This window comes from Streptomyces sp. P9-2B-2 (genome assembly GCF_030406865.1).
Taxonomy (GTDB): Bacteria; Actinomycetota; Actinomycetes; order Streptomycetales; family Streptomycetaceae; genus Streptomyces; species Streptomyces platensis.
Genome location: NZ_CP129126.1, coordinates 5,195,696 through 5,221,382, shown reverse-complemented (window position 1 = coordinate 5,221,382; position 25,687 = coordinate 5,195,696). Strand labels below are relative to the sequence as shown.

Genomic DNA, 25,687 nt, shown 5'->3' with positions numbered 1-25,687 from the left:
CCCGGCGTCTGCCACAAGCCCTCACCCGCAGCCGACCGCCTCAGCTCGCAGCCCTCAGCCCTCAGCCCTCAGCCCTCAGCCCTCAGCCCTCAGCCCTCAGCCAGGACGAACGTCGTACGGACCGCCTCCAGCCCTGGCACCTTCGCCTCGATCTCATACTTGCCGGCGGGCACCTTGGCCGAACTCGGCGTGGCGCACTGCGGGCCGCTGGCGCGCCGGTCCCACACGATGGTGCGCTGCACGGACCCCTTGGCCGGCACCTGCAACAGCGCGGGCGCGGTGCCCGACGGGCAGTCGTTCGAGGCCCACACCCGTTCGTCGCCCGCGGCGTCGCTGATGGTGAGCACCGCGGCCTTCTGCCCGAGATCCACCTTGCAGGCGGCCCCGTCCGCATTCTCGATCGTCAGCTCGAACTTCGGCCGAGTACCGGGCGCGTAGGAGTGCTTGACGCTACGAAGATCCAACTCGGCCTTGCCGGAAACGCAGTTGGGGAGCGACGAACCGGCCACGACCGCATTCTTCCCGGAGCCCTGCCCGATCGGCCCGCTCCCGGAACCGGAACCGCCGGACCCTCCACTGCCACCGGAACTTCCACTGCCGCCACCCGCGGCGCCCGACCCACCGGAACCGGAGCCCGACCCACCGTCGTCGCCCGACTCATCGCGCCCGCCCGGCTTTTGATCGCTCGCCGGTCCACTGCCGGAGGGCCCTGGCGTGATGGACGTCGCGGGACCATTGCCGTGCGACCCCTTGCCCTCATCGCCGCTCTTTCCGGCGCCCCCGCCCCAGTTGACGGCCCACACCACCAGGAGGGTGAGCAGGACGACGATGGCCAGCGCAACGGCCCTCCGCCGCCAGTAGATGGAGGAGGGAAGCGGCCCGATCGGATTGCGCAGTGATCCCACGCGGAAACTCTACGAGAGATCGGCACCCACACAGGCCAGTACCCGCCGCTTCCGGCTGCAACTTTTCCCATGATCGGCCCGGAGCCGACCCCCAACCGGCCCCCAACCGCATTTCCGACCCCAACGGGCCTGATACCCCACTAGCGCTCGACCTGCTCCACCCCCGCCTCACTTTCGTCAGCTCCACCCCTGCCGATCGTCAGCAGCCGCACAACCTGACCGGCCCATACGGCCGTTGATCATGAACAGCACCCCTCTCTACGGCGCCCTCACCAACCTCGCCCGCCCCAGGGGTTTCACCGCCCGCGGAGCTCACCGCCCGCGGAACTGACTGCCCCAGCGGCCTCAGCTCCGCGACCACTCCTCCTTGTGGCCGAAGCCCTGGCCGTTGTCGATCAGCCGCAGCCAGTCGGGGCGCAGCTCCCAGAGCGTGGTCCGCTCCAGGGCGGCGCGCAGCCGGTCGCTCGCCGCGACGAACGGAAAGCGCTCGATATAGACCTGCCAGCCGGCCGCCCGCTCGGCACCGGTCAGCGGACGGCAGCACCCCCGCCCCTGAAGCCCCGTCAGACCGCTCCACTCCTGCCCGTCCCGCTGCGCCGTGAACGCGACCCGCGCGCCGGGCTCGGCGAGGGCCCGTCCGTGCCGCGTCGTGGTCGCGGTGACGAAGTACAGCGCGGGCCCGGCACCAGCCTCCAGGCCGCCCGTCACACCAGCGGCCCCGCCGGCCGCCACGCCCGACACGCCGGGCGCGACCGACACATCGGCTCCGTCGGCATCGTCGGCCGCGCCGGGCGCCTCGGTCGCGCCGGCCGTGGCGGCCCCCTCGGCCCCCTCAACCGCCCCGGTCGCGTACAGCACCGCGCAGGCCTGCGGCCCGTCCTCGTCCACATACGCGAGCGTCATCGTCGTATGCGCGGCCAGCGCCCGCAGGATGACCTCCGGGCAGACCGCCCCGGCCGCCGCGGCGCCTTCCTGCCCCACGGCGCCACCCGCACCCGCAGCACCTCCCGAGCCCGCCACGCCACCCGGCCCCGCCGCAGCCCCCGCCCCCGCCGCGCGGTCCGCGTCGCCCGCACGCCCCGCGCCTTCCGCCTCGCCCGCGCCTTCCGCCCCGTCCGCTCCGCTCATCTCCGCCATGTCCGCATCCTCGCTTGTTGTCTCCTTGGCCTCGCTTGCCGCCTCCTTCTATTCCAGCAACGATTACGGAGCGTAACGAGTTCCTGGCGTAGCGTGGCCGCCGAGACGCCACGCCGACCCACACACCTCGCACCCCGCCCCACCCACCGCCGGCCCGCCCCCCCGGCCGAGGGCTCACCTCCCCCATGCCCCGCCCCACCCCTCCCTACCCCCAGTAGGCCCCACCCCGGAGTGGTTGGTCGTCCTGCGTGTGGGTGGGCGTGCGGCGGGGCGGGCCCGGTGCGTTTCCTGGGCGAGGCCGGACGTGCCAGGATCGGCATGCCATGACTTCGACGCCTGTCACCACCACTGCCACGACCGCCGCCGCCGAGACCGCTTCCGCCGCCGACGCGGCCGCGGAAGCCGCCGACGGGACCGCGCTGCACGGCCCGGTCACCGACTGGTTCGACGAGCACGCCCGCGATCTGCCCTGGCGCCGCCCCGAAGCGGGCGCCTGGGGTGTGATGGTGAGCGAGTTCATGTTGCAGCAGACCCCGGTCAGCCGAGTGCTGCCGGTGTACGAGCAGTGGCTGGCCCGCTGGCCGCGCCCCGCCGACCTGGCCGCCGAGGCGCCCGGCGAAGCGGTCCGGGCCTGGGGCCGGCTCGGCTATCCGCGCCGCGCGCTGCGGCTGCACGCCGCCGCGTCCGCGATACAGGAGCGGCACGGCGGCGACGTACCGCGTGAGCACGGCCAGTTGCTGGCGCTGCCCGGCGTCGGCGAGTACACGGCCGCCGCGGTCGCGTCCTTCGCGTACGGGCAGCGGCACGCGGTGCTGGACACCAATGTGCGCCGGGTGTTCGCCCGCGCGGTGGCCGGCCGCCAGTACCCGCCGAACGCCACCACCGCGGCGGAGCGCAAGCTCGCCCGTGCGCTGCTGCCCGAGGACGAGCAGCTGGCGGCGCGCTGGGCGGCGGCCACGATGGAGCTGGGTGCGCTGCTGTGCACGGCGCGTACGCCGGAGTGTCACCGTTGCCCGATCGCGGCGCAGTGCGCGTGGCGGCAGGCCGGGTCGCCGGCGCACGACGGTCCGCCGCGTCGTACGCAGACCTATGCCGGTACCGACCGGCAGGTGCGCGGCAAGCTGCTGGCCGTGCTGCGCGAGGCGGTCGCACCGGTGCCGCAGCAGGTGCTGGACACGGTGTGGGACGAGCCGGTGCAGCGGGCGCGGGCGTTGGACGGGCTGGTCTCGGACGGTCTGGTCGAGCCGCTGGCCGGAGGCCGCTACCGGCTGCCGCTGACGTAGCCCGGCTGTCATCTACCCAAGAGCGTCATCCCCCCAGCACCGCAACCGTCACAACCACAACAAACAGAAGGCGCGACCGCTTCGGCGGTCGCGCCTTCTGTCGTGACGGGTCGCGTCTTGTGGCTGCGACGGTTAACCACCTGATGTGGTGTCACTTTTAGGGCAGCCTGTCCGGAAGGTGCCGCGATCCGGCCTGAAGAAGGCGCTCGTCGGGCACGGTTGCCGTCGCGTCACGGCCGATCGGTCTTGTGGCGGGGGTGCGTCTCCCCCCGGAGTATGACGTGGACAGGCCTGCCATCCATCCGAAGTAGGACCCCTGGCGCGCTGTTACACAACCGAGGGTTTTCCGTGCACTCGCTGTGGGGCCCACGCACATTACGTCGCAACACCCCCTCCGTAGCGTCTTCCTCGTGCTGGAGATGACCGCCGGCACGGTCAACGTGGGGAAACGAAAGCGGATCGGAGGCGTCGAGATGGCGACCAGCGGCGGCAAGGTACTGGACTTCGAAGAGTACGTTCGTACGCGGCAGGAGGCCCTGCTGCGGAGCGCCCGGCGCCTCGTGCCCGATCCCGTGGACGCGCAGGATCTGTTGCAGACCGCACTGGTCCGCACCTACGGCCGCTGGGACGGCATCGCGGACAAGTCGCTGGCCGACGCCTACCTCCGCCGCGTCATGATCAACACCCGGACGGAGTGGTGGCGGGCGCGCAAGCTGGAGGAGGTGCCCACCGAGCAGCTCCCGGACGCGAGCGTGGACGACGGCACCGAGCAGCGCGCGGACCGTGCCCTGCTGATGGACATCCTGGGGGTGCTCGCTCCGAAGCAGCGCAGCGTCGTGGTGCTGCGGCACTGGGAGCAGATGAGCACGGAGGAGACCGCGGCGGCGCTGGGGATGTCGACGGGTACCGTCAAGAGCACGCTGCACCGTGCGCTGGCGCGGCTGCGTCAGGAGCTTCAGATGCGCGACATCGACGCCCGGATGCTGGAGCGCGGCGAGCGGGAGCGGGAGCGGTGCGCGGCCTGACGGGCGGCGCACGGCACGCGGGACACGGCACGACGTACAGCATCACGCCAGTTACCACACGAAAACTATCCTTACCGGTGAAAACGGGCAGAACGACAGGCGCCTTACGGCTCCGGGCTCGACGCGCGACAATCACTTCAGGAACAGCAGCGGGATCAGCGGCTGTGCGAGCAGCACGGTGAGCGGGAGCGGATTGTCCAGGTACAGGTTGACCAGGATCGGGTTGACCAGAGGCGGCGCGGCCACGGCAGGAGTGGCCGCCGTCGGCCTTTTGCTGGCCGGATGCAATCCCGGGGGCGAGGGTGTGCGCAGCGAGGGCTCCGCGACCAGCACCCCGGTGCCCCCGAAGGGCCCGGTGAGCAGTTCTCCCGGCCCGTCCTCGACCGCGGACTACAAGAAGGTCGACGCGGTCCAGCTGCTGAAGGACGACCCGAAGGTCGGCGCGTTCGTGAAGAAGTCCCTGGCCAAGCCGTGCGCCGCCGATGAGTACCCGGTCGAGGTGACCTATGCGTCGCTGACCGGCGGGAAGTCCCCCGATGTCATCGTCAACGTCATGACCTGCGCGGATTCCGTCGGGATCGGCTCGTACGTCTACCGCAAGCACAGCGGCGCGAAGCACGGGTATGACAACGTGTACACGAACGAACAGCCGTCGGTCTCCGCCGGGGTCAACAAGGGCGAGCTGGAGGTCTCCAAGCAGACCTATGACACCGGCGACAAGGTGTGTTGCCCTTCCGGTGAGGACGTGATGCCCTACCGCTGGTCGGGGGGCCGCTTCGTCGAGAACCACGGCTATCACACCGACTACAGCAAGACCACCGTCGACGGCGCCACGCCGGACGACGGCACGGGATCGGAGGGTTGAGACAACCGCATGGCCGAGACCCATGTGCTCTTCGTCGAGGACGACGACGTCATCCGCGAGGCCACCCAGCTCGCTCTGGAGCGGGACGGCTTCGTGGTCACCGCGATGCCCGACGGGCTCGCGGGGCTGGAGGCGTTCCGCGCCAACCGTCCGGACATCGCCCTGCTGGATGTGATGGTGCCGGGGCTGGACGGCGTCAGCCTGTGCCGGCGGATCCGCGACGAGTCGACGGTGCCCGTCATCATGCTGTCGGCGCGTGCCGATTCCATCGATGTGGTGCTCGGTCTGGAGGCCGGCGCCGACGACTATGTCACCAAGCCGTTCGACGGTGCGGTGCTGGTCGCCCGGATCCGTGCCGTGCTGCGCCGCTTCGGCCACGCCAGCGGGCCGGAGCGCGGCGGAGCCGCGGCGGCCGAGGCGGATGATCCCGCCGAGGCGGTGCTGCGGTTCGGTGATCTGGAGGTCGACACCGAGGGCATGGAGGTGCGCAAGGACGGCCGGAATGTCGCGCTGACGCCCACCGAGATGCGGCTGCTGCTGGAGTTCTCCAACGCGCCGGGCACGGTCCTCTCGCGCGACCGGCTGCTGGAGCGGGTCTGGGACTACGGCTGGGGCGGTGACACCCGGGTGGTGGACGTCCATGTCCAGCGGTTGCGCGGCAAGATCGGCCAGGACCGGATCGAGACGGTCCGCGGCTTCGGATACAAGCTGAGAGGCTGACACCTCCGGTGGTCAGACTGGCCCTGCGGACGGGGCTGAGATGGAAGCTCAGCGCCGCGATCGCGCTCGTCGGAGCACTGGTCGCGATCGCGCTGAGCCTTGTCGTACACAACGCCGCCCGGCATTCCATGCTCGACAACAGCCGGGATGTGCAGATCGAGCGGCTCAACTTCACGCAGAAGATCTTCGAGTCCACCAACCGGCTCCAGTTCGGCGCGAAGATCGATGATCCGTCGCTGCCGCCGCCGCTGCGTGACGAGGTCGCCGAGAACAAGCGCGCCACCTACCTCCAGGACACCGGGCAGACCGCCCCCGAGGTGTGGGCGGCCTCCCCGCTCAGCAACGGCCGGGTGCTGTCCATCCACGACAGTTTCCCGGACCGCTTCACCGTCCTGGACGATCTGGACCAGGCGCTGGTGATCGGCTCGACCGCGGTGGTGGTCGGCGGATGTGCGCTGGGCGTACTGGTCGGCGGGCGGCTCTCCAAGCGGCTGCGCAAGGCGGCCGCGGCGGCCGGCAAGCTCGCCGACGGCGACACCTCGGTCCGTATCCGCGACGAGGTCGGCATCGGCCGGGTGCGGGACGAGACCGATGATCTGGCGTGGGCCGTGGATGCCATGTCGGACGCCCTGCAGGAGCGGATCGAGGCCGAGCGGCGGGTCACCGCCGATATCGCGCATGAGCTGCGCACTCCGGTCACCGGTCTGCTGACCGCGGCCGAGCTGCTGCCGCCGGGCCGCCCGTCCGAGCTGGTGCGCGACCGGGCGCAGGCGCTGCGCACCCTGGTCGAGGACGTGCTGGAGGTGGCGCGGCTGGACGGCCATGCGGAGCGCGCCGAGCTCCAGGACGTGGTGCTCGGGGAGTTCGTGGCGCGGCGGGTGCGGGCCCTGGACCCGGACATCGTCGTCGACGTCGTACGGGAAGCCGATGTCACCACCGATCCGCGCCGACTGGAGCGGATCCTCGGCAATCTCATCGCCAACGCGGCCCGGCACGGCCGGCCGCCGATCGAGGTCACCGTCGAGGGCCGGGTGCTGCGGGTGCGCGACCACGGTCCGGGTTTCCCCGAGGCGCTGCTGCGGGAGGGCCCGAGCCGGTTCCGTACGGGCAGCAGCGACCGGGCGGGCCGCGGCCACGGGCTGGGGCTGACGATCGCGGCCGGTCAGGCCCGGGTGCTGGGCGCCCGCCTGACGTTCCGCAACGCGGATGAGCTCACGGATGGTTCGACGGGGGCGGTGTCCGTTCTCTGGCTGCCGGAGAACGCTCCTACCAATACGGGGAGCTTTCCGGTTATTCAGCTTCCTGAGCGGTAGCCGCGCGTTCGGCGGCGCTTCCCACGTTTTTGGCGTTCCCGCCGTGGTTGTTGCTCGCCGTTTTGTGGCCCGCTGCCGCGGTGCCCCCGCCGTTGCGCCTGCGGCGGGCCTTGTCCGCTGCGCGGGGCTGTTGGGGTGCGGTGACGGGCCGGAGCGGGTGGGGAAAGAAAAGGCCGGTGGGGGTGCGCGTGATGGTCACGGGCACCCCCACCGGCCTGTTGCTCAGACGGATTCGGGGACTGCTATTCGGTCTGCGGGAGCGTCGTTGTTCTGCGGGTTTTCCGCCGGGGTGGTGGGGGCGCCGCGGAGGGGGACCTCCTTGAGGAACCAGGCGGCGGCGAAGCCGGCGATGCTGATCACGGCGGCCCACAGGAAGACGTGGTGGGTGCCGGTGGCGACCGCGTGCGTGTAGGCGTCCTTGATCATCGGCGGGAGCTGGGCCAGGCCCTTCGGGTCCATCTGGGCGCCGCCGCTGGTCATCTTCTCGCCGGCCTTGCCGATCCGTTCGACCATCGTGGCCTGCACCTGGTGGGTGAAGATCGCGCCGAGGATGGCGACGCCGAAGGAGCCGCCGATCGTACGGAAGAGGGTGGCCGAGGACGAGCCGACGCCCATGTCCTTCATCTCGACGCTGTTCTGCGCGATCAGCATCGTGGTCTGCATGAGGAAGCCCATACCGGCGCCGAGCACCGCCATGTAGACGCCCGAGGTGAAGCGGGTGGTGTCGGTGTCCATCAGGGACAGCAGGGTCAGGCCGGCGGTGATCAGTCCGCCGCCGACCACGACGAAGATCTTGTACTTGCCGGTCTTGGTGGTGACCCGGCCCGCGAACAGCGACACCGCCATCATGGCCAGCAGCATCGGCAGCAGCAGCAGACCGGAGTTGGTGGCCGAGGCGCCCTGCACGGTCTGCTGGAACAGCGGCAGGAAGGTCATCGACCCGAACATCACGAAGCCGACCAGGAAGCCGATGAGCGTGACGAGCGAGAAGTTGCCGTTACGGAAGATGTGCAGCGGCAGCACCGGCTCGCTGACCTTGCGCTCGACGAACACGAAGAGGGCGAGCGCGACCACACCGAGGACGCCGAGGCCGATGATCTGGCTCGACAGCCAGTCGTACTCGGTGCCGCCCCAGGTGGTGATCAGCACCAATGAGGTGATGCCGACGGTGAGCAGCGTGGCGCCGACGTAGTCGATCCGGGTCTGCGACCGCTTCTTCGGCAGGTGCAGCACCGCGGTGACCATGATCAGCGCGATCGCGCCGAGCGGCAGGTTGATGTAGAAGCTCCAGCGCCAGCCGAGGTGGTCGGTGATGCTGCCGCCGACGAGCGGTCCGCCGATCATGGCGACGGCCATGACGCCGGCCATCATGCCCTGGTACTTGCCGCGCTCCCGCGGCGGAATCAGATCGCCGATGATCGCCATGACGCCGACCATCAGACCGCCGGCGCCCAGGCCCTGGACGGCGCGGAAGCCGATCAGCTGCCCCATGTCCTGCGCCATGCCGGAGAGTGCGGAGCCGATCAGGAAGATCACGATGGAGGTGAGGAAGACGCCCTTGCGTCCGTACATGTCGCCGAGCTTGCCCCAGATCGGTGTCGAGGCCGCGGTGGCGAGCGTGTACGCGGTGACCACCCAGGACAGATGTTCCAGTCCGCCCAGTTCACCGACGATGGTCGGCATCGCGGTGCCGACGATCATGTTGTCCAGCATCGCGAGCAGCATCGCGATCATCAGCGCGAAGAGCACCATCCGCACGCTGGCCGGCTGCTTTTCCTGCCCCTTGCCCGGTGCTGCGTCCTGCCTGGCCTTCCCGGCCGAGGTCTTTCCGTCCCCCGTCGGGGTCGCATGAAGCGACTTCCCCATCACTCACTCCCACTTACTTGCCGCCCGGCTAGTTCAGTACAGTGAGGAAGGTAGGCTACGAACTAGCCGGGCGTCAAGTAAGTTTCTCTGGTGCCCCGCTGGGCAGCCCTCTGACCAGTACCGACGACGCAGGAGAGCACCATGAGCACACAGGCGCGCAGGGGAAACACCCGCCAGCGCATCCAGGACGTCGCTCTGGAGCTGTTCTCCGAACGGGGCTATGAGAAGACGTCGCTGCGGGAGATCGCGGAGAAGCTCGAAGTCACCAAGGCGGCGCTGTACTACCACTTCAAGACCAAGGAAGACATCGTCATCGGCCTGTTCCAGGACCTGGGCCGGCCCATCGACGAGCTGATCGCCTGGGCCGAGGAGCAGCCGCGGACCCTGGAGACGAAGCAGGAGCTGCTCCGCCGCTACAGCGCGGCGCTGCACTCGGCCGCGCCTCTCTTCCGCTTCATGCAGGAGAACCAGGCCGCGGTGCGCGATCTGAGCATCGGCGAGACCTTCAAATCGCGCATGCTGACCCTCTTCGGGCTGCTCAGGGAGCCCGAGTCGGAGCTGACGGATCAGGTGCGCTGCATCACGGCACTGTTCTCCATGCATGCGGGCATGTTCGCGATGCAGAACCTGGAGGGCGACCCCGAGGAGAAGCGCAAGGCCATCCTCGAGGTCGCCACAGAACTGGTCACGGCGGCAAACCCGCCGAACCGCCGGCCAGCCCGGCCGGATTCAGCTCAGACGGCGTCGCCGTGAGCCCGCAGGAATCCGGTCGGCTCGATGCCCGTCCCGTAGTCAGGACCGGTGCGGACCTCGAAGTGCAGGTGGGGGCCGGTGGAGTTACCGGTGCTGCCGGACAGGCCGATCTTGTCACCGGTACCGACCTGCTGGCCGACGTTCACGCCGATCTGTGACAGGTGCGCGTACTGGGTGTACATGCCGTTGTCGTGCCTGATCACAATGGCGTTGCCGTAGGCCGGGCCGTCGCCGCCGCCGTAGGGACCGGCCTTGACGACGGTGCCCTTGTGGACGGACTTGACCGGGGTACCGGTCGGCACGACGAAGTCCTGGCCACTGTGGTTGTGCGACCAGTGGCTGCCGGCCAGACCGAAGGTCGAGCCCAGGGTGTACTTGTCGACCGGCTTGACCCAGGAGTCGGCCTTCTTGGCCGCGTCCTTCTTGGCCTTGGCCGCGGCGGCCTTGGCGTCGGCGGCGGACTTGACCTGTGCGTCGGCCTGCGCGGAGACGGTCGAACCGACGCCCGTGGTGAGGTTCTGCAGACCCGCGTCGGCGGCGGTGGCTATACCGGCGCCCAGGGCGGCGGTAACGCCGACACCGGCGGCGACAACGGCGACGCGATTGCGCAGCGCGAACTTCTTCGAATTGCGGAGAGCGGTGAACTTCGACATGCGGGTTTCCTCCAGTGAATTGATTGGTTTCCCGGCTGCGGACCGGGATCGCCATTCCTTGGTAACCCGCCTTCGCCGCCCCGCCAAGGGGCCTTTCTACTAACCCGGCCCGTACGAGAAGCCGGGTGACGGAGGCCCTTGCGTGCCCGTCGACGCTCTGCGCGAAACCCCCGAATTCGGACATCTCGCCACGCCCTTCGCGCCTGCCGCATACCCCCTGAGCAGCCCGTTTCCCCATGCGTCGCACGGGGCCAGCCTCCCCCGTGCCGCTCACTCGCCTCCAGCCCCTCGCCCGGCCCGGGGAACCCCCGCACCACCGCGCCCCCATTCCCCTAATTCTTTTAGTAGGCCCCAAAACGCTTGTGTGCCATGTCACCGATAACCAAGATCCAACCCCTTTTTCCACCCCTTCCGGACGCTCGATTCGGGGTTCCGGGATCTTGCGAGGCGGGCGACTCGGGCATTTGTGACGTGGCTTACCCAGCCTTTGTGACCCGGATTACCCGCTATTTGTGACCCGGGTTACTCGGCCTTTGTGACCCGGGTTACCCGGGCCCGCCAAATGTCCGAATTGGCCGGTAATGGCGCCCTGGAATCCGTGACCGCCACCACAGCGGGCCGCCCCGCAGGTGTACCTGGCCGATCACCATCCGCCGCCCCGACCGCCGCTCTAGCCTGGCCCGACGGCAGCACCGGCCAGGGGGAGGGCGGACCGCACGATGGACCCGTCAGCAGTGGGTGTCCGACTCGCCTCCGGCGTCGTCGCACCGCTCATCAGGAAGCTCTTCGTCAAGGAGGGGCCGGGCGCCGGCCTGGTGGCGAAGCCGGTACGGATCTCCGGGCTGGTCAGCTTCACGGGCGAACGGCGGACCCTGTCCGACAAGGACCTGCACAAGCTCGCGGCGGAGCTGGTCGACCGGGCCGTACGGAGCGCCGGTCCCGGCGAGCGCCCCCTGGCCACGGACGAGGACCCGGCGGTGGCCGAGGCCCTGGCCACCACGCTGCGCCGTCTGGGCGATCTCGACATGGACGACGTACAGGCCGTCCGCCTGGGCGCCACCGCCCTCGCCGAACGTCTGGAGGCGGCGAGCCCGCACGCCGTCCGCGGCCTCTCCCGGGACGCCGAGCTGCTGCACGCGACCCTGCTCGGCACCGCCTGCCTGCACATCGTGCACTTCTTCACCCAGCGGTCCGCCTTCGTGGCCCGCACCCTGGTCCAGCAGAGCAGGACCCTGGACACCCTGATCACGCTCATCGACGAGTTCCTGGCGCGGCATCCGTCCCCACGGGCCGCGGACGCCGCGTTCGAGCGCGGCTATCTCGCGTACCTCGCCCGTAAGCACGGCCGGCTGACCATCTACGGCATCGATCTCGCCCACTCCCCGGACCGGTGGCCACTGGACGCGGCGTACATGAGCCTGGAGGCGACCGCCCCGGCCGCCCGCGAGGCCACCGCCGCCGGCCCGTTCGACGAGGTGGGCGGCCCCGTAGGCGCCTCGCCGGTTCCGGCCCCCGTCCCCGTCCCCGCCGACCAGGCCCTGGCCGGCCGCGACCGGGTACTGCTGCGCGGTGTCGCCGGCTCCGGCAAGAGCACCCTCGTCCAGTGGCTGGCCATCTCCTGCACCAAGTCCCCCGGTGACACGGCCCTCCCCCACCTCTACGGCCGGATCCCGTTCGTCCTCCCGCTGCGCACCCTCACCCGCGACGGGGCGCCGCCGCCCACCCCCGACCAGTTCCTGGCATCCGTCGGCTGCCCGGTGTCCGGCTCGCAGCCCGAGGGCTGGGCCGACCGCGTGCTGTCCTCCGGGCGGGCGCTGCTGCTGGTCGACGGCCTGGACGAGATCCCCGAGCGTGAGCGCGAGCTGACCCGCCGCTGGCTGCGTGATCTGACCGACGCCTTCCCGGACAACCTGTGGCTGGTCACCTCCCGCCCCTCCGCCGTACGCGACGACTGGCTCGCCGCCGACGGCTTCGGCGAGCTGACGCTGTCCGCCATGAGCCGCACCGAGGTCGCCGCCTTCATCGGCCGCTGGCACGCCGCGGCCCGCTGCGACGCCGACGACCCCGCACTCCTCGACGCCTATGAGCAGTCCCTGCTGGCCGCCGTCCACACCAAACAGGACCTCGCCCGGCTCGCCACCAACCCCCTCATGTGCGGCCTGATCTGCGCACTCCACCGGGACCGCCGCGGCTATCTGCCCACCGGCCGCAAGGAGCTGTACGACGCCGCCCTCGGCATGCTGCTCTCCCGCCGCGACCGGGAACGCGATATGGCCGCCCCCACGGGCATCGAGCTGAGCGACGGCCCACAGATCCAGCTGCTCCAGCGGCTCGCCTACTGGCTGATCCGCAACGGCCGCAACGAACTCGACCGGGAACGCGCCGAACGCATCCTCGGCGAGGCACTCCCGGCCGTGCCCGCCGCGGCGGAGCAGGGCGATGCGACGGCGATTTTCCGCCATCTGCTGCTACGCAGCGGCCTGCTGCGCGAACCGGCCCCCGGCTCCGTCGACTTCGTCCACCGGACCTTCCAGGACTACCTGGGCGCCAAGGCGGCCGTGGAGGACGGCGACTTCGGACTACTGGTGGCGCATGCGGAGGACTCCCAATGGGAGGACGTGATCCGGATGGCGGTGGCACATGCGAGGCCGCGGGAACGGGCGGAGATCCTGCGGGGGCTGCTGGAGCGCGGGGACGGCCTCGACGACCGCGCCACGGGACTGCGGGTCCACCTGCTCGCCATGGCCTGTCTGGAGCATGCGACGGAGGTCGACCCACGGGTGCGGGACGAGGTGAACGCACGGGCACGGGCGATTCTGCCGCCGCGCAGCCGCGAGGAATCACAGCTGCTGGCCGAGGTGGGACCGCTGGTGCTGGAACTGCTGCCGGGGCCGGAGGGGCTGGAGGAGGACGAGGCGCAGGAGGTGGTGGCGACTGCTGCGCTGATCGGGTCGGATGCGGCGCTGGAGGTTTTGAAGCGGTTCCGGGAGCATCCGGCGAGCGGCGTGGGGATGCAACTTGCCGTGTCCTGGCCGCAATTCGATTCCGAGACGTATGTCCGTGAGATCGTCCAGCACCTCGGCTCAAAGGTGACCGTCACCGCGACGTCCACCGCCGAACTGCATGCAGTCCGGGCACTCGGCCGACAACGCGTCTCGGTGAGCGGACCCTTCACGGCTGCGGAACTCCTCGGTGCCTTGCCGCTCGGCCTGATCGAAAGCCTGACCCTCACGGAGAACCCGGAGATCGCTGATCTCTCATTCCTCCGTGAGTTCCCCTCGCTGGAGTGGCTGTCGCTCTTGGACTGCCCGGCGGTCGAAGACGTCGCCCCGCTCGCAGACCTTCGCCTCCATACGCTGGGCATCTCCGGGCCGTATAAGAAGAGCGTGCCGATTCCGCACGGGCTTCATCGTCTGCGCCACCTCCGCACCCTGCTGCTCCACGGCACATTTCCGCCTGAGGGCTTGGCAGCACTCCCCACAGATGCCGCGTTGAGGCACTTGACGCTCAGCCTCCCCGTGGGCGCCGAATTCACCGGTATCACGCGCTGGCCCCGCATACGCGGCATGCAACTGCAGCGCCTCACCCATGGCTTCGGCGCGAACCAATGGGACGCGTTGGCGTCACTGAGTGAGCTGGAGGATTTCTCGTTCGGTCTGGCAGAAGAAGGCACCCCCTTGCACCGGCCGGCCGGCCTTCAGCTTCCACAGGTGAAAACACTCAGCCTCATCAACGTGGAGCGCCTCCCCCTGTCCGAAATGGGCCGCCTCCTGCGCACGGCCCTCCCCGCTTTCCCAGGTGTCCGCAAACTCCAGCTCTACGGCCTCCGCGATGGCTCCATCGACCTCTCCCCCGCGTCCCTCCTGCCAGAACTCCAAGAGGTCTATCTCTCCTACCTCCGCCCGGACCCCGGCCACTCCCCCCCTCCCCACATCAAACTCACCCACTACCCCCGCCCCCGCACATAGGCTGGCCGACAGCGCACCCCCTCAACCCCCCATATTCAGCACCGCAGTTACGGGGAACCCATGGATCCCACGAACATCGTTGCCCGCCTCACGCCCCAGATCGTCGATCCGCTGATCCGCAGGCTCTTCGCCCCGGACGGGCCGGTCTCCGAGCCGGTCGACCGGCCCGTCCGGATCTCCCGGCTGCTCTCCTTCACCGGCGAGAAGCCGACCCTGAGCGAGAAGGAACTGCACGGCCTCGCCGCGGCCCTCGTCGAGCGGGCGTCGGCCGGAAGGACCGACGCCGAGAACCAGGCCGTCGCCGCCGCCCTGGCCCGTACCCTGCACGCCCTCGCCGAGATCGAGATGGACGATCTCGATGCCGCCCGTCTCCTCCCGGCCGAGTTCGCCCGGCGACTCTGCGGGACGGTGCCCGAGGCCACCCGGGAGCTGACGCACGACGGCGCCCGGCTGCACGGCCTGCTGCTGGATGTCGCCGCCCTGCATCTGCTGTACCTCTTCACCGAGCGGTCGGCCTTCGTCGCCCGGACGCTCGTGGAGCAGACCCGTACTCTCACCGAGCTGATCCACGGCCCGGACGCCGCTCCCGCCGTCGCCCTGCCGCCCCGTACCGCCGGAGCCCCGGCCACCGAGGCCACCGAGGCCACCGCAGAAGACGACGCCTTCCAGGACAGCACCACTCCCTCACCGGATCTCGCCTCCCAGGACTCGGCGTTCGAAGCCCGCTACGCCCAAGACACCGCCGCCCTCCACAACCACCTGACGATCTTCGGGATCGATCTGACGCACTCCCCCGACAGCTGGCCGCTGGACGCCGCCTATCTGGGGCTCCAGTGCGAGCCCGGTCCCCCGGAGGCCGAGGGTTCGCCGGACGCCTCCGGGCAGGACGACCCGCCGCTTCCCGCGGAGCAGGCGCTGTCCGGCCGCGGGCAGGTCCTGGTGCGCGGGGTGGCCGGGTCGGGCAAGACGACCCTGCTTCAGTGGCTGGCCGTCGCCACCGCCCGGGACGAGCTGCCCGAGGCGCTGGCGGGGCTGCGTGGCCGGGTGCCGTTCCTGCTGCCCGTACGCCGCTTCGCCCGTGAGGGCCTGCCGTCCCCGGGCACGTTCCTGAGTGCCGTCGGCCACCGGGACGCCGAGGCGGCGCCGGCCGGGTGGACGGAGCGGGTGCTCGGCGCGGGGCGTGCGCTGCTGCTGATCGACGGGATCGACGAGGCCCCGGAGAGCGAGCGCGAGCAGGTGCGCCGCAAGCTCGCCGAGTGGACCGCGCGCTATCCGGAGAACGTCTGGATCGTCACGTCCCGGCCGTCCGCGGTCCCCGGCAACTGGCTGGCCGGTGAGGGGTTCAGCGAGCTGTCGCTGGCGCCCATGGGCCGCGAGGACGTCGCCGCGTTCATCCAGCGCTGGCACCGTGCCGCGGCCCAGCGGTGTCCGGCCGACCTCGACCGGCTCGGCCAGTACGAGCGCACGCTGCTCAATGCCGTACGGATCACCCGCGATCTGGGGCGGCTGGCGACCAATCCGCTGATGTGCGGGCTGCTGTGCGCCCTGCACCGTGACCGCCGGGGCTATCTGCCGCACGGTCGGAAGGAGCTGTATGACGCGGCGCTGTCGATGCTGCTGGAGCGCCGGGACCGGGAGCGGGCCATGGTCCCCACCGACGGGGTGGAGCTGACCCGGCAGCCCAAGATCCAGCTGCTGCAGAAGCTCGCCCACTGGATGCTGGTCAACGGCCGCTCGGAGATGGACCAGGCGACCGCCGTCGACACCCTCGCCCGGCATCTGCCCTCGATACCGGACGCGGCCCGGCAGGGCGGCCCCGAGGACGTCTTCCGGCATCTGCTGAACCGCACCGGGCTGCTGCGCGAGCCCACCCCCGGCACCGTCGACTTCGTCCACCGCACCTTCCAGGACTATCTGGCCGCCCGCGCGGCCGTGCAGCGGCACGATTTCGGGCTGCTGCTCGATCATGCCCATCACGACGACTGGGAGGACGTGATCCGGATGGCGGTGGCGCTGGCCCGCCCCGATGAGTGCGCGGCGCTCCTCGACGGCCTGCTCGCCCCGCACCCCGGCGTACGCGCCGCCGAGGCCCGGCACCGCAAGCTGCTCGCGGCGGCCTGCCTGGAGCACGCCACGGAGCTGGACCCGGCGGTCCGGGCCCGGGTGCAGCGCTTCACCCGTGACATGGTCCGGCCGAGTACCCCGGCCGCGGCCCGTGCGCTGGGCTGGATCGGGCCGATCGTGCTGGAGATGCTGCCCGATCCCGCCCAGGTCTCCGACCATGAGGCGTATCTGCTCGCGATCACCGCCACCTCGATCGCCGACGACATGGCGATCGACTATCTGACGGGACTGCGCGACCGGGCGCATCACGACGTACGGGCGCAGCTCGCCGGGGCCTGGCGGCGCCATGACACCGCCCGCTACGCCCGCGAGATCATCGCCCACCTCGAACCGGCCGAGCTGTATTTCCCGGTCGCCGACCTGGAGGAGCTGCATACGCTGCGCCGGCTGGGCGGCCGCCCGCATCTGCGGATCGCCGGGCCTTTCACACCGGACCAGCTGGTGGAGGGCATCGCCCCTGCCGGGGGTCTGACGCGGCTGTGGCTCGCCTATGACCTGGGTGTTTCCATGGAGTGGCTGTCTGCTTTTCCCCAGCTGGACACCCTGCGGATCGGCCGCCGTATTCCGCCGGTGAGTGGTGTTCCCGAGGGCATTCGCGTCGTGGAGATGTAGGTCGTGCAGATGTAGTGCGCGGCCGGTGTACGCGCGGCATCTGCCGTACGCCGCCTGTGCACGAATGACCGAAAATGATCCTTGGCGAATATGTGCTGCTTTTCCGGCGCCTAAAGAACGGGGCGGGAAAGCGCGGACTCCTTACGGAACAGCACTGCCCCGGAACCGTAAGAAACGATTCCGGGGCAGTGCCTCAGGCGGTTATCCGCGTGTGGTGCGGTGCCGCTCAGGCGTCCTTGCTGAGGTTCGGACCCGAACCTCCGGCGGTGGACTCGATCGGCGGGGCATCCGGCAGGGCCGACTTCTCCTCGCCGCGGAAGGTGAACTTGGCGGTCTCACCCTCGCCCTCGACATCGACGACCACGATGTGGCCCGGACGCAGCTCGCTGAAGAGGATCTTCTCCGAGAGGGCGTCCTCGATCTCGCGCTGGATCGTGCGGCGCAGCGGACGGGCGCCGAGCACCGGGTCGTACCCGCGCTTGGCCAGCAGCGACTTGGCCTCGCTGCTGAGCTCGATGCCCATGTCGCGGTCCTTGAGCCGCTCGTCCACCTTGGCGATCATGAGGTCGACGATCTGGATGATGTCTTCCTCGGTCAGCTGGTGGAAGACGACGGTGTCGTCGACACGGTTGAGGAACTCGGGGCGGAAGTGCTGCTTGAGCTCTTCGTTGACCTTGTTCTTCATCCGCTCGTAGCTGGACTTGGTGTCGCCCTGGGCCGCGAAGCCGAGGTTGAAGCCCTTGGAGATGTCCCGGGTGCCGAGGTTGGTCGTCATGATGATGACCGTGTTCTTGAAGTCCACGACCCGGCCCTGGGAGTCGGTCAGGCGACCGTCCTCCAGGATCTGCAGCAGCGAGTTGAAGATGTCCGGGTGGGCCTTCTCGACCTCGTCGAAGAGCACGACGGAGAACGGCTTGCGGCGCACCTTCTCGGTGAGCTGGCCGCCCTCTTCGTAGCCGACGTAGCCGGGAGGCGAACCGAACAGCCGCGAGACCGTGTGCTTCTCGCTGAACTCCGACATGTCGAGGGAGATCAGCGCGTCCTCGTCGCCGAAGAGGAACTCCGCCAGCGTCTTGGACAGCTCGGTCTTACCGACACCGGACGGGCCGGCGAAGATGAACGAGCCACCGGGACGCTTGGGGTCCTTCAGGCCGGCACGGGTACGGCGGATGGCCTGGGAGAGCGCCTTGATGGCGTCCTTCTGGCCGATGACGCGCTTGTGCAGCTCGTCTTCCATCCGCAGCAGCCGGGAGGACTCCTCCTCGGTGAGCTTGAAGACCGGGATGCCGGTGGCCGTCGCCAGAACCTCGGCGATCAGATCCTCGTCCACCTCGGCGACGACATCCATGTCGCCGGCCTTCCACTCCTTCTCCCGCTTCGCCTTCGCGGCCAGGAGCTGCTTCTCCTTGTCGCGCAGGCCCGCAGCCATCTCGAAGTCCTGCGAGTCGATCGCGGACTCCTTCTCCCGGCGCACATCGGCGATCTTCTCGTCGAATTCGCGGAGGTCCGGCGGCGCGGTCATCCGGCGGATGCGCATCCGGGAGCCGGCCTCGTCGATCAGGTCGATCGCCTTGTCCGGCAGGAAGCGGTCCGAGATGTAGCGGTCGGCCAGGGTGGCGGCGGCGACCAGGGCGGAGTCCGTGATGGAGACGCGGTGGTGCGCCTCGTAGCGGTCCCGCAGGCCCTTGAGAATCTCGATGGTGTGCGGCAGCGACGGCTCCGCGACCTGGATGGGCTGGAAGCGGCGCTCCAGGGCCGCGTCCTTCTCCAGGTGCTTGCGGTACTCGTCGAGCGTGGTGGCACCGATGGTCTGCAGCTCGCCTCGCGCCAGCATGGGCTTGAGGATGCTCGCGGCGTCGATCGCGCCCTCGGCGGCGCCCGCACCCACCAGGGTGTGGAGCTCGTCGATGAACAGGATGATGTCGCCGCGGGTGCGGATCTCCTTGAGGACCTTCTTCAGGCGCTCTTCGAAGTCACCGCGGTAGCGGGAGCCGGCGACCAGGGCACCGAGGTCGAGGGTGTAGAGGTGCTTGTCCTTGAGGGTCTCGGGCACCTCGCCCTTGACGATGGCCTGCGCCAGGCCCTCGACGACCGCCGTCTTGCCGACGCCGGGCTCGCCGATGAGGACCGGGTTGTTCTTGGTACGGCGGGACAGCACCTGCATGACCCGCTCGATTTCCTTCTCGCGCCCGATGACCGGGTCGAGCTTGGTCTCGCGAGCGGCCTGCGTCAGGTTGCGGCCGAACTGGTCCAGAACGAGGGACGTCGAGGGCGTGCCCTCGGCGGGGCCGCCTGCGGTGGCGGCTTCCTTGCCCTGGTAACCGGAGAGCAGCTGGATGACCTGCTGCCGCACCCGGTTCAGATCGGCGCCCAGCTTCACCAGGACCTGGGCGGCGACGCCCTCGCCCTCGCGGATCAGGCCGAGCAGGATGTGCTCCGTACCGATGTAGTTGTGGCCGAGCTGGAGGGCCTCGCGGAGCGAGAGCTCCAGGACCTTCTTGGCACGGGGGGTGAAGGGAATGTGCCCGGACGGAGCCTGCTGGCCCTGCCCGATGATCTCCTCCACCTGCTGGCGGACCGCCTCGAGCGAAATCCCGAGGCTCTCCAGGGCCTTAGCGGCGACACCCTCACCCTCATGGATCAGGCCCAGGAGGATGTGCTCGGTGCCGATGTAGTTGTGGTTGAGCATCCGGGCTTCTTCCTGAGCCAGGACGACAACCCGCCGCGCGCGGTCGGTGAACCTCTCGAACATCGTTAATCGCTCCTCAGAGCGGTCAGGCAGTTAGGGGTCGGTCCCCTCCCTGTCCTTCCGCATGCTAGTCCCGCGGGGCGGGACAGCTCATTCCAACTGCCGACACCCGTCCGGATCACCCCCGCTCCGGCGGGGAAATTTACTGCCGAACAGCTGACATCTGCTCCAACTCGATGGTGCGAGACGATGTTCCCGCAGGCCAGGCATATACGCCCTCTGCCACTACGCCCGTGGCGAACGCGCCCGTCACCGACACGCCGTCCGCCGTCGGTCATCGGCCGGGGCGGAGCGCCTCGGGCGCCGGTCACACCGTCTCTTCCCACTGAGACTGTCTTACCCGCTGCCACTGACACTCCATGCGGCGCGGGCCGCTTCCATCCGCTACGGGCGAACATCCGCACGCCGTCGAGTACCGCTCCGCGCCCCTACTGCCGCGACGGTGCGTATCCATGGCTCTACCCAGCGTAACTTCCTGGGTTTTCGGGAGTTGCACCGGGCATGGCCCGCGTGCTTCCGCGCCCCCGCAGCCCCCTCGCCGCCGTTCTCCGGTGGTACGAGGAAGAGCTGGGCTGGCCGACCACCGGAACGGAGCCGGTGGAGCTGCTCACGGGGCGGCGCTTCGATGTGCTGGAGATGCCGGCCGGGGCGGGAAGTGCCGTACTCCGGCGATTGCCGCACACCGGCCCGGTGGCGCTCGTTCGGGCCGGATGCGACGGGAATCACCTCGGTGATCGGCCGAAATTGCTCATGCTCATCGCGGCCGGCGGCGCCGAGGAACTCCCGGGAATCCTGGAATGGCTGGAGTGGGGTGCGCTTGTCCCGGATCTCACGGCGCGTGGGACCGGAGACCGGATGCCCGCGCCGGCGTTCCCCACTGGCGCAGCACCGTCATACGGATTCGGTTCCCGGGAGGCCGCGCGATGGGTGCGACCTCCCCGGCCCGGGTACGAAGCGGAGAATTCCCTGCCCACCACGGGGTTCGGGGCGGGAAACGGGGACGACAGGGGCGTCCCCGACCTCGTACGACTCGTGAGCGCGGCGGCGACGGAGTGCCACCGTGCCCGGTTGATGCGTGCTGGTAATACCCAATCGGACCGCGCGTACAGCGATCAGCCGTTGGCCTTCTCGAATGCCTCGCGAATGTCGGCGGGGACACGGCCACGGTCATTGACGTTGTAGCCGTTCTCCTTGGCCCAGGCGCGGATCTTCGCGGTGTCCTGGCTGCCACCGGAGGCCGCACCACGCGACTTGCCGCGACCCGAAGAAGCGCGGCCACCGGTACGGCGACCCGCCTTCACGAAGTCGGCGAGGGAGTCGCGCAGCTTCTGGGCGTTGCTGTCGGAGAGGTCGATCTCGTAGGACTTGCCGTCGAGAGCGAACGTCACCGTCTCGTCCGCCTCGCCACCGTTGAGGTCGTCGACAAGAAGAACCTGAACCTTCTGTGCCACCGGTTTCCCTTTCATCGAATGCGGATTACGACGGAAAGCAAACCGCTTTTCCGGGAAAAACACAAACCCTTGGGTAGGGTTCACTTGCCCACACAGCGGGGAACGCATGCTTCCGTACCCATGAGATAGGGGAGCGATTCGGACATAGAACACCCATCACAGGTGCAGAAGCATCCGGCTGTTACCCAGGGTGTTGGGCTTCACTCGTTCGAGGCCCAGGAACTCCGCAACGCCCTCGTCATAGGAACGCAGCAGCTCACTGTAGACATCACCGTCTACCGGAGCTTCGCCGATCTCTACGAAGCCGTGCTTGGTGAAGAAGTCGACTTCGAAGGTGAGACAGAAAATGCGCCGCACTCCGAGCCAGCTCGCGGTGCGCACCAGCTTGTCGAGGACTTGGTGGCCGACTCCGGAGCCCTTCAGCCGCGGATCCACGGCCAGGGTGCGGACCTCCGCCAGGTCTTCCCACATCACATGGAGTGCTCCGCAGCCGACGACCTCGGCGTCTTCGTCGCGCTCGGCCACCCAGAACTCCTGGATGTCCTCGTAAAGCGTGACGGTGGCTTTGTCGAGCAGGATCCCGTCGCGTGAGTAGGAGTCGATGAGGCGGCGTACGGCCGGTACATCGCTGGTCCTGGCCCGGCGGACGGTGAGGCCTTTTGAATGCGGGGGCATGCCGGGACGCTATCGCCCCTTGCCGGTGGCACTCGCCCCGGGTTCATCCCCTTCGGCGGGCCCGGCTTCCGCTGCCGGTTGCGGTGCCGCTTCTGCCGCGGGTTCTTCCGCCGGCGTGCTCTCTTCCGTCTCTTGTGCCGGTTGTTCCGCGTCTTCCGCCGGTTCGTCGACTTGGACCATCCGTACGGCGTCGCGCAGGGCATGTCGCTGTTCCGGCGACATCATGCCGAAGAAGGCGACCAGAGCGGCCGCGGGGTTGTCGCTGGCGGACCATGCCTCGTTCATGAGTGCGGCCGCGTAGGCGGCGCGTGTGGAGACCGCCTCATATCGATAGGCGCGGCCTTCTGCTTCGCGGCGCACCCAGCCCTTCTGGTGAAGGTTGTCCAATACGGTCATGACCGTGGTGTAGGCGATGGACCGTTCCTTCTGCAGATCTTCCAGGACTTCGCGAACGGTGACCGGGCGGTTCCACTCCCAGACCCGCGTCATGACCGCGTCTTCCAGATCACCCAAGCGTCTCGGCACACAAGAACAATAGTGGGAGATGTCGCGAATGCCCGTTGATCTCGTTGCGTTTGGGCCGGAAAAAGGATGTACGACCCGGGACGGTCAATCCCGGGTCGTACGGTGCGCGCGGGCCGCCGAAAAGGCGGCGGGCGGCTCAGGCGCCGTGCGCGGTGGGCTCCTGACCGGCGGATTCGGCGCGCGCCAGGGCAGCGTCCACCGCGGCGTCCTCCTTGGCCTTGTTCTCGCCGCCCTGGCTCTTGATGATCGTCACGATCAGGGCGGTGAAGGCCACGGCCATCACTACGGGCGGGAGCAGCGCTGCGACGTAATCCATGGCGTTCGGCCTCCTTTGGGGCGTGAGATTCCAGAGTACGCAGCGCTCAGGCGGTGCGGCTCTCGGGGGGCGGGGCGGGCTTGCGGCGGGGCGGGAAGACCTCGCCCGGCGTGGGGATGGGGCGGTCCCGCTGCGGGCGCTTGGGCCGCGGTGCCGGCGCGGGCTCCGGTTTGCGCTCCGGCTTCGGCTCCCGCTCGGGCTCCGGCTCCCGCCCGCCGCGGGTGACCGAGCGCCCGCCTGGCAGCGCGCGCAGCCGGGTCCGTACGGAATGTTCGGCGAGCTGCTCGCAGTGGCGCAGCAGGGCGCTGCGGCGCTCACACTCGGCCTTTGCGCCGGAGCGCGGCAGTGAGCGAAGTGCGGCGAGATCGTCGGGGCCGGGGACATGGCCCACTGCCAGCGCCTCCTTGAGCTGCGCGAGATAGCCGGTGGCCGAGCCGGGCAGGGCCTCGCGGTAGCGGGCGAGGTCGGCGAGGAGGAAGGCGCGCAGCCGGCCGCCTTCGCGGACCGCCTCGTCGACCGCCTCGGCCAGCCGGAGGTATTCCTGGATGTCCTGGGACCAGTCGGGCCCGAGGGCGCCGAGCGGGGCGGACGGGGACGTCGTCTGCAGGGCATGGGCGAGGGCGCGACGGAGCACACGCAACTCATCGGCGCTGAACGCCATGCCGCCGCGGGTTCCGTTTGGCATTGGCATGTGGCGACTTTACGACCAATTCCGACAAAAGCCGCTTAATTCGTGAACGGTGGCGCGGCCGCGAGCCGCACCACCGATCATCCGGCGCGGGAATGCCGTCCGCGGACCGGGCGGCGTTCCGCCAGGAGTGGGTGGTGTTCCCTCGGGAGCGAGCGGCGTTCCCTTAGGAGCGGGCGATATTCCGCTCGTAGACCAGCCGCAGGCCGATCAGGGTGAGCCACGGCTCGTGCTCGTCGATCTCCGACGACTCACCGAGCACCATCGGCGCCAGCCCGCCGGTCGCGATCACGGTCACGTCGTCCGGGTCGTCGGCCAGCTCCCGCGCCATGCGCTGGACCACGCCGTCGACCTGGCCGGCGAACCCGTAGAGGATGCCGGACTGCATGGCCTCCACGGTGTTCTTGCCGATGACGCTGCGCGGCCGGGCCAGTTCGATCTTGCGGAGCTGGGCGCCCTTGACGCCCAGCGCGTCCACGGAGATCTCGATGCCCGGGGCGATCACGCCGCCGACGTACTCGCCGCGCGCGCTGACCGCGTCGAAGGTGGTGGCCGTACCGAAGTCGACGACCACCGCGGGACCGCCGTAGAGCTCGACGGCCGCCAGGGCGTTGATGATCCGGTCGGCGCCGACCTCCTTGGGGTTGTCCATGAGGATCGGCACGCCCGTCTTGACGCCCGGCTCCACCAGGACGGCGGGTACGTCGCCGTAGTAGCGGCGGGTGACCTCGCGCAGCTCGTGCAGGACGGAGGGCACCGTCGAGCAGATGGAGATGCCCTCGATGCCGTCGCCCAGGTCGTCGCCGAGCAGCGGGTGCATGCCCATCAGGCCCTGGAGGAGGACGGCGAGCTCATCGGCGGTGCGCCGGGCGTCGGTGGAGATCCGCCAGTGCTCGACGATCTCTTCGCCGTCGAACAGGCCGAGGACCGTATGGGTGTTTCCTACGTCGATGGTCAGGAGCATGGCGGTCAGCGGTCCTCACGCACATCGTCGGCTGCGCCCCGGTCGTCCTCGTCCTCGCGCAGGTCGAGGCCGATGTCGAGGATCGGGGAGGAGTGGGTGAGCGAGCCCACCGCGAGGTAGTCGACGCCGGTCTCGGCGTAGGCGCGGGCGTTGTCGAGGGTCAGCCGGCCCGACGACTCCAGCATCGCCCGGCCGGCGACCAGGGCCACGGCCTCCCGGGTCTGCTCGGGGGTGAAGTTGTCCAGCAGGATCAGGTCGGCGCCCTCGGCGAGGATCGGCGGGATCTGGTCGAGCCGGTCGACCTCCACCTCGATCGGCACCCCGGGGAACTCGGTCCGTACGGCCGTGAACGCCTCGGCGACGCCGCCCGCCGCGACCACGTGGTTGTCCTTGATCAGCGCCGCGTCGGACAGCGACATCCGGTGGTTGACGCCGCCACCGCAGCGCACCGCGAACTTCTCCAGGGCGCGCAGCCCCGGCGTCGTCTTACGGGTGTCGCGGACCTTGGCCTTGGTGCCTTCGAGGACGTCCGCCCAGGCCCGGGTCGCGGTCGCGATACCGGAGAGCCGGCACAGCAGGTTGAGGGCGCTGCGCTCGGCGGTGAGCAGGTCGCGGGTGCGGGTGGTGACGCTCAGCAGCTTGGTGCCGGCCGCGACCCGGTCGCCGTCCTCGACGTGCCGCTCGACCGCGAACTCCTCGGTGCACACGAGGGACAGCACCGCCTCGGCGATCCGCAGACCGGCGACCGTACCGGCCTCGCGGGCGGTGAAGTCGCCGGTGGCGACGGCGTCCTCGGGGACGGTCGCCACGGTCGTCACGTCCACGCCCTGGTCGAGGTCCTCCTCGAGGGCGAGATGGGCGATGTCCTCGACCTGGACGGGGTCGAGACCGGCGGCCACCAGGAGCGCGGCCAGGTCGGGGTCGAGACCGCAGCTCAGCGGGTCGAGCTCGAACGAGCCGTCGTCGCCACCGCAGCCACAGGCATCGCCGCAGCCACCGGCGGAGGCGCCGCCGGTGGGCCCGCCGATCTGGAGGAGGGGGAGGTCGTCGGGGGTGCTGCTCACGGGGTGGGCTCCGTATTCGGGGAGGTGGGGT

General features: G+C 69.8%; 21 protein-coding genes. 9 read left to right on the top strand and 12 right to left on the bottom strand.

Going from position 1 to position 25,687, the window contains the following annotated elements:
- Window positions 1-89 precede the first annotated feature (89 nt).
- Together QT196_RS22890 and QT196_RS22885 are read right to left on the bottom strand one after the other, a co-directional pair.
- Entirely contained in the window at window positions 90-905 is an 816-nt protein-coding gene (locus QT196_RS22890; RefSeq protein WP_290355568.1) for a hypothetical protein, read from the bottom strand.
- Between the two features lie 345 nt (window positions 906-1,250).
- Complete coding sequence (locus tag QT196_RS22885; RefSeq protein ID WP_290355567.1) at window positions 1,251-2,042, bottom strand: hypothetical protein; 792 nt, start codon at window positions 2,040-2,042, stop codon at window positions 1,251-1,253.
- A gap of 323 nt (window positions 2,043-2,365) precedes the next feature.
- Here QT196_RS22885 and QT196_RS22880 point away from each other — a divergent pair, with 323 nt between their 5' ends.
- The 5 genes from QT196_RS22880 to cseC all read left to right on the top strand — a co-directional run bounded on the left by QT196_RS22880 (window position 2,366) and on the right by cseC (window position 7,248).
- Complete coding sequence (locus QT196_RS22880; RefSeq protein WP_290355566.1) at window positions 2,366-3,325, top strand: A/G-specific adenine glycosylase; 960 nt, start codon at window positions 2,366-2,368, stop codon at window positions 3,323-3,325.
- A 473-nt stretch (window positions 3,326-3,798) separates the two neighbouring features.
- Window positions 3,799-4,350: a SigE family RNA polymerase sigma factor gene (locus tag QT196_RS22875; protein ID WP_037743322.1), complete on the top strand. Its 552-nt coding sequence runs from the start codon at window positions 3,799-3,801 to the stop codon at window positions 4,348-4,350.
- 253 nt (window positions 4,351-4,603) lie between these two features.
- On the top strand, window positions 4,604-5,215 hold the full coding sequence (locus QT196_RS22870) for a hypothetical protein (RefSeq protein ID WP_168480792.1): 612 nt from the start codon (window positions 4,604-4,606) through the stop codon (window positions 5,213-5,215).
- A gap of 9 nt (window positions 5,216-5,224) precedes the next feature.
- The gene (gene cseB / locus QT196_RS22865; protein ID WP_168480791.1) at window positions 5,225-5,935 is read left to right on the top strand and encodes a two-component system response regulator CseB; all 711 of its coding nucleotides are present in this window, start codon (window positions 5,225-5,227) and stop codon (window positions 5,933-5,935) included.
- 8 nt (window positions 5,936-5,943) lie between these two features.
- Entirely contained in the window at window positions 5,944-7,248 is a 1,305-nt protein-coding gene (gene cseC, locus QT196_RS22860; RefSeq protein ID WP_168480790.1) for a two-component system sensor histidine kinase CseC, read from the top strand.
- 222 nt (window positions 7,249-7,470) lie between these two features.
- Here cseC and QT196_RS22855 read toward each other — a convergent pair whose 3' ends face one another.
- Window positions 7,471-9,000 carry an MDR family MFS transporter gene (locus QT196_RS22855; RefSeq protein ID WP_211117598.1) on the bottom strand — a complete coding sequence of 510 codons (1,530 nt, stop codon included), beginning with the start codon at window positions 8,998-9,000 and terminating at the stop codon, window positions 7,471-7,473.
- Between the two features lie 255 nt (window positions 9,001-9,255).
- On the opposite strand from QT196_RS22855, the gene QT196_RS22850 reads away from it, so the two are divergent.
- On the top strand, window positions 9,256-9,867 hold the full coding sequence (locus QT196_RS22850) for a TetR/AcrR family transcriptional regulator (protein WP_168480789.1): 612 nt from the start codon (window positions 9,256-9,258) through the stop codon (window positions 9,865-9,867).
- On the opposite strand, the gene QT196_RS22845 is transcribed toward QT196_RS22850, so the two are convergent.
- On the bottom strand, window positions 9,849-10,520 hold the full coding sequence (locus QT196_RS22845) for a M23 family metallopeptidase (protein WP_168480788.1): 672 nt from the start codon (window positions 10,518-10,520) through the stop codon (window positions 9,849-9,851). The two genes, QT196_RS22850 and QT196_RS22845, sit on opposite strands and share 19 nt — an antisense overlap.
- A 719-nt stretch (window positions 10,521-11,239) precedes the next feature.
- Between QT196_RS22845 and QT196_RS22840 the strand changes: the two genes are divergently transcribed.
- Window positions 11,240-14,488 carry an NACHT domain-containing protein gene (locus QT196_RS22840; RefSeq protein WP_290355565.1) on the top strand — a complete coding sequence of 1,083 codons (3,249 nt, stop codon included), beginning with the start codon at window positions 11,240-11,242 and terminating at the stop codon, window positions 14,486-14,488.
- A gap of 60 nt (window positions 14,489-14,548) precedes the next feature.
- The gene (locus QT196_RS22835; RefSeq protein ID WP_290355563.1) at window positions 14,549-17,224 is read left to right on the top strand and encodes an NACHT domain-containing protein; all 2,676 of its coding nucleotides are present in this window, start codon (window positions 14,549-14,551) and stop codon (window positions 17,222-17,224) included.
- A gap of 226 nt (window positions 17,225-17,450) precedes the next feature.
- Here QT196_RS22835 and QT196_RS22830 read toward each other — a convergent pair whose 3' ends face one another.
- Window positions 17,451-19,976, bottom strand: coding sequence for an ATP-dependent Clp protease ATP-binding subunit (locus tag QT196_RS22830; RefSeq protein WP_168480786.1), 2,526 nt, complete (start codon window positions 19,974-19,976; stop codon window positions 17,451-17,453).
- Window positions 19,977-20,474: 498 nt separating this feature from the next.
- On the opposite strand from QT196_RS22830, the gene QT196_RS22825 reads away from it, so the two are divergent.
- Window positions 20,475-21,155 carry an SCO3374 family protein gene (locus QT196_RS22825; protein WP_266737766.1) on the top strand — a complete coding sequence of 227 codons (681 nt, stop codon included), beginning with the start codon at window positions 20,475-20,477 and terminating at the stop codon, window positions 21,153-21,155.
- Here QT196_RS22825 and QT196_RS22820 read toward each other — a convergent pair.
- The 7 genes from QT196_RS22820 to nadC form a co-directional block, all read right to left on the bottom strand.
- The gene (locus QT196_RS22820) at window positions 21,086-21,424 is read right to left on the bottom strand and encodes an Lsr2 family protein (RefSeq protein WP_042150251.1); all 339 of its coding nucleotides are present in this window, start codon (window positions 21,422-21,424) and stop codon (window positions 21,086-21,088) included. The two genes, QT196_RS22825 and QT196_RS22820, sit on opposite strands and share 70 nt — an antisense overlap.
- 156 nt (window positions 21,425-21,580) lie before the next feature.
- Window positions 21,581-22,099: an amino-acid N-acetyltransferase gene (locus tag QT196_RS22815; RefSeq protein WP_085923352.1), complete on the bottom strand. Its 519-nt coding sequence runs from the start codon at window positions 22,097-22,099 to the stop codon at window positions 21,581-21,583.
- A 9-nt stretch (window positions 22,100-22,108) separates the two neighbouring features.
- Window positions 22,109-22,624 (bottom strand): BlaI/MecI/CopY family transcriptional regulator, encoded by a 516-nt coding sequence (locus QT196_RS22810; RefSeq protein WP_266737769.1) that lies wholly within the window; start codon window positions 22,622-22,624, stop codon window positions 22,109-22,111.
- 136 nt (window positions 22,625-22,760) lie between these two features.
- Entirely contained in the window at window positions 22,761-22,940 is a 180-nt protein-coding gene (locus QT196_RS22805) for a hypothetical protein (RefSeq protein ID WP_042150260.1), read from the bottom strand.
- Between the two features lie 46 nt (window positions 22,941-22,986).
- Window positions 22,987-23,601 carry a hypothetical protein gene (locus QT196_RS22800; protein WP_290356702.1) on the bottom strand — a complete coding sequence of 205 codons (615 nt, stop codon included), beginning with the start codon at window positions 23,599-23,601 and terminating at the stop codon, window positions 22,987-22,989.
- Window positions 23,602-23,794: 193 nt separating this feature from the next.
- Window positions 23,795-24,592 (bottom strand): type III pantothenate kinase, encoded by a 798-nt coding sequence (locus QT196_RS22795; protein ID WP_042150267.1) that lies wholly within the window; start codon window positions 24,590-24,592, stop codon window positions 23,795-23,797.
- A gap of 5 nt (window positions 24,593-24,597) precedes the next feature.
- Window positions 24,598-25,656 carry a carboxylating nicotinate-nucleotide diphosphorylase gene (gene nadC / locus QT196_RS22790; protein ID WP_168480783.1) on the bottom strand — a complete coding sequence of 353 codons (1,059 nt, stop codon included), beginning with the start codon at window positions 25,654-25,656 and terminating at the stop codon, window positions 24,598-24,600.
- Window positions 25,657-25,687: the final 31 nt, after the last annotated feature.

Coding starts and splice junctions, on each gene's coding strand:
- QT196_RS22840 (WP_290355565.1), top strand. CDS start 11,240: ATGGACCCGTCAGCAGTGGGTGTCCGACTCGCCTCCGGCGTCGTCGCA.
- QT196_RS22830 (WP_168480786.1), bottom strand. CDS start 19,976: ATGTTCGAGAGGTTCACCGACCGCGCGCGGCGGGTTGTCGTCCTGGCT.
- QT196_RS22855 (WP_211117598.1), bottom strand. CDS start 9,000: ATGGTGCTCTTCGCGCTGATGATCGCGATGCTGCTCGCGATGCTGGAC.
- QT196_RS22835 (WP_290355563.1), top strand. CDS start 14,549: ATGGATCCCACGAACATCGTTGCCCGCCTCACGCCCCAGATCGTCGAT.
- QT196_RS22885 (WP_290355567.1), bottom strand. CDS start 2,042: ATGGCGGAGATGAGCGGAGCGGACGGGGCGGAAGGCGCGGGCGAGGCG.
- QT196_RS22845 (WP_168480788.1), bottom strand. CDS start 10,520: ATGTCGAAGTTCACCGCTCTCCGCAATTCGAAGAAGTTCGCGCTGCGC.
- QT196_RS22795 (WP_042150267.1), bottom strand. CDS start 24,592: ATGCTCCTGACCATCGACGTAGGAAACACCCATACGGTCCTCGGCCTG.
- cseB (WP_168480791.1), top strand. CDS start 5,225: ATGGCCGAGACCCATGTGCTCTTCGTCGAGGACGACGACGTCATCCGC.
- QT196_RS22800 (WP_290356702.1), bottom strand. CDS start 23,601: ATGGCGTTCAGCGCCGATGAGTTGCGTGTGCTCCGTCGCGCCCTCGCC.
- QT196_RS22815 (WP_085923352.1), bottom strand. CDS start 22,099: ATGCCCCCGCATTCAAAAGGCCTCACCGTCCGCCGGGCCAGGACCAGC.
- QT196_RS22825 (WP_266737766.1), top strand. CDS start 20,475: ATGGCCCGCGTGCTTCCGCGCCCCCGCAGCCCCCTCGCCGCCGTTCTC.
- QT196_RS22880 (WP_290355566.1), top strand. CDS start 2,366: ATGACTTCGACGCCTGTCACCACCACTGCCACGACCGCCGCCGCCGAG.
- QT196_RS22850 (WP_168480789.1), top strand. CDS start 9,256: ATGAGCACACAGGCGCGCAGGGGAAACACCCGCCAGCGCATCCAGGAC.
- QT196_RS22805 (WP_042150260.1), bottom strand. CDS start 22,940: ATGGATTACGTCGCAGCGCTGCTCCCGCCCGTAGTGATGGCCGTGGCC.
- QT196_RS22875 (WP_037743322.1), top strand. CDS start 3,799: ATGGCGACCAGCGGCGGCAAGGTACTGGACTTCGAAGAGTACGTTCGT.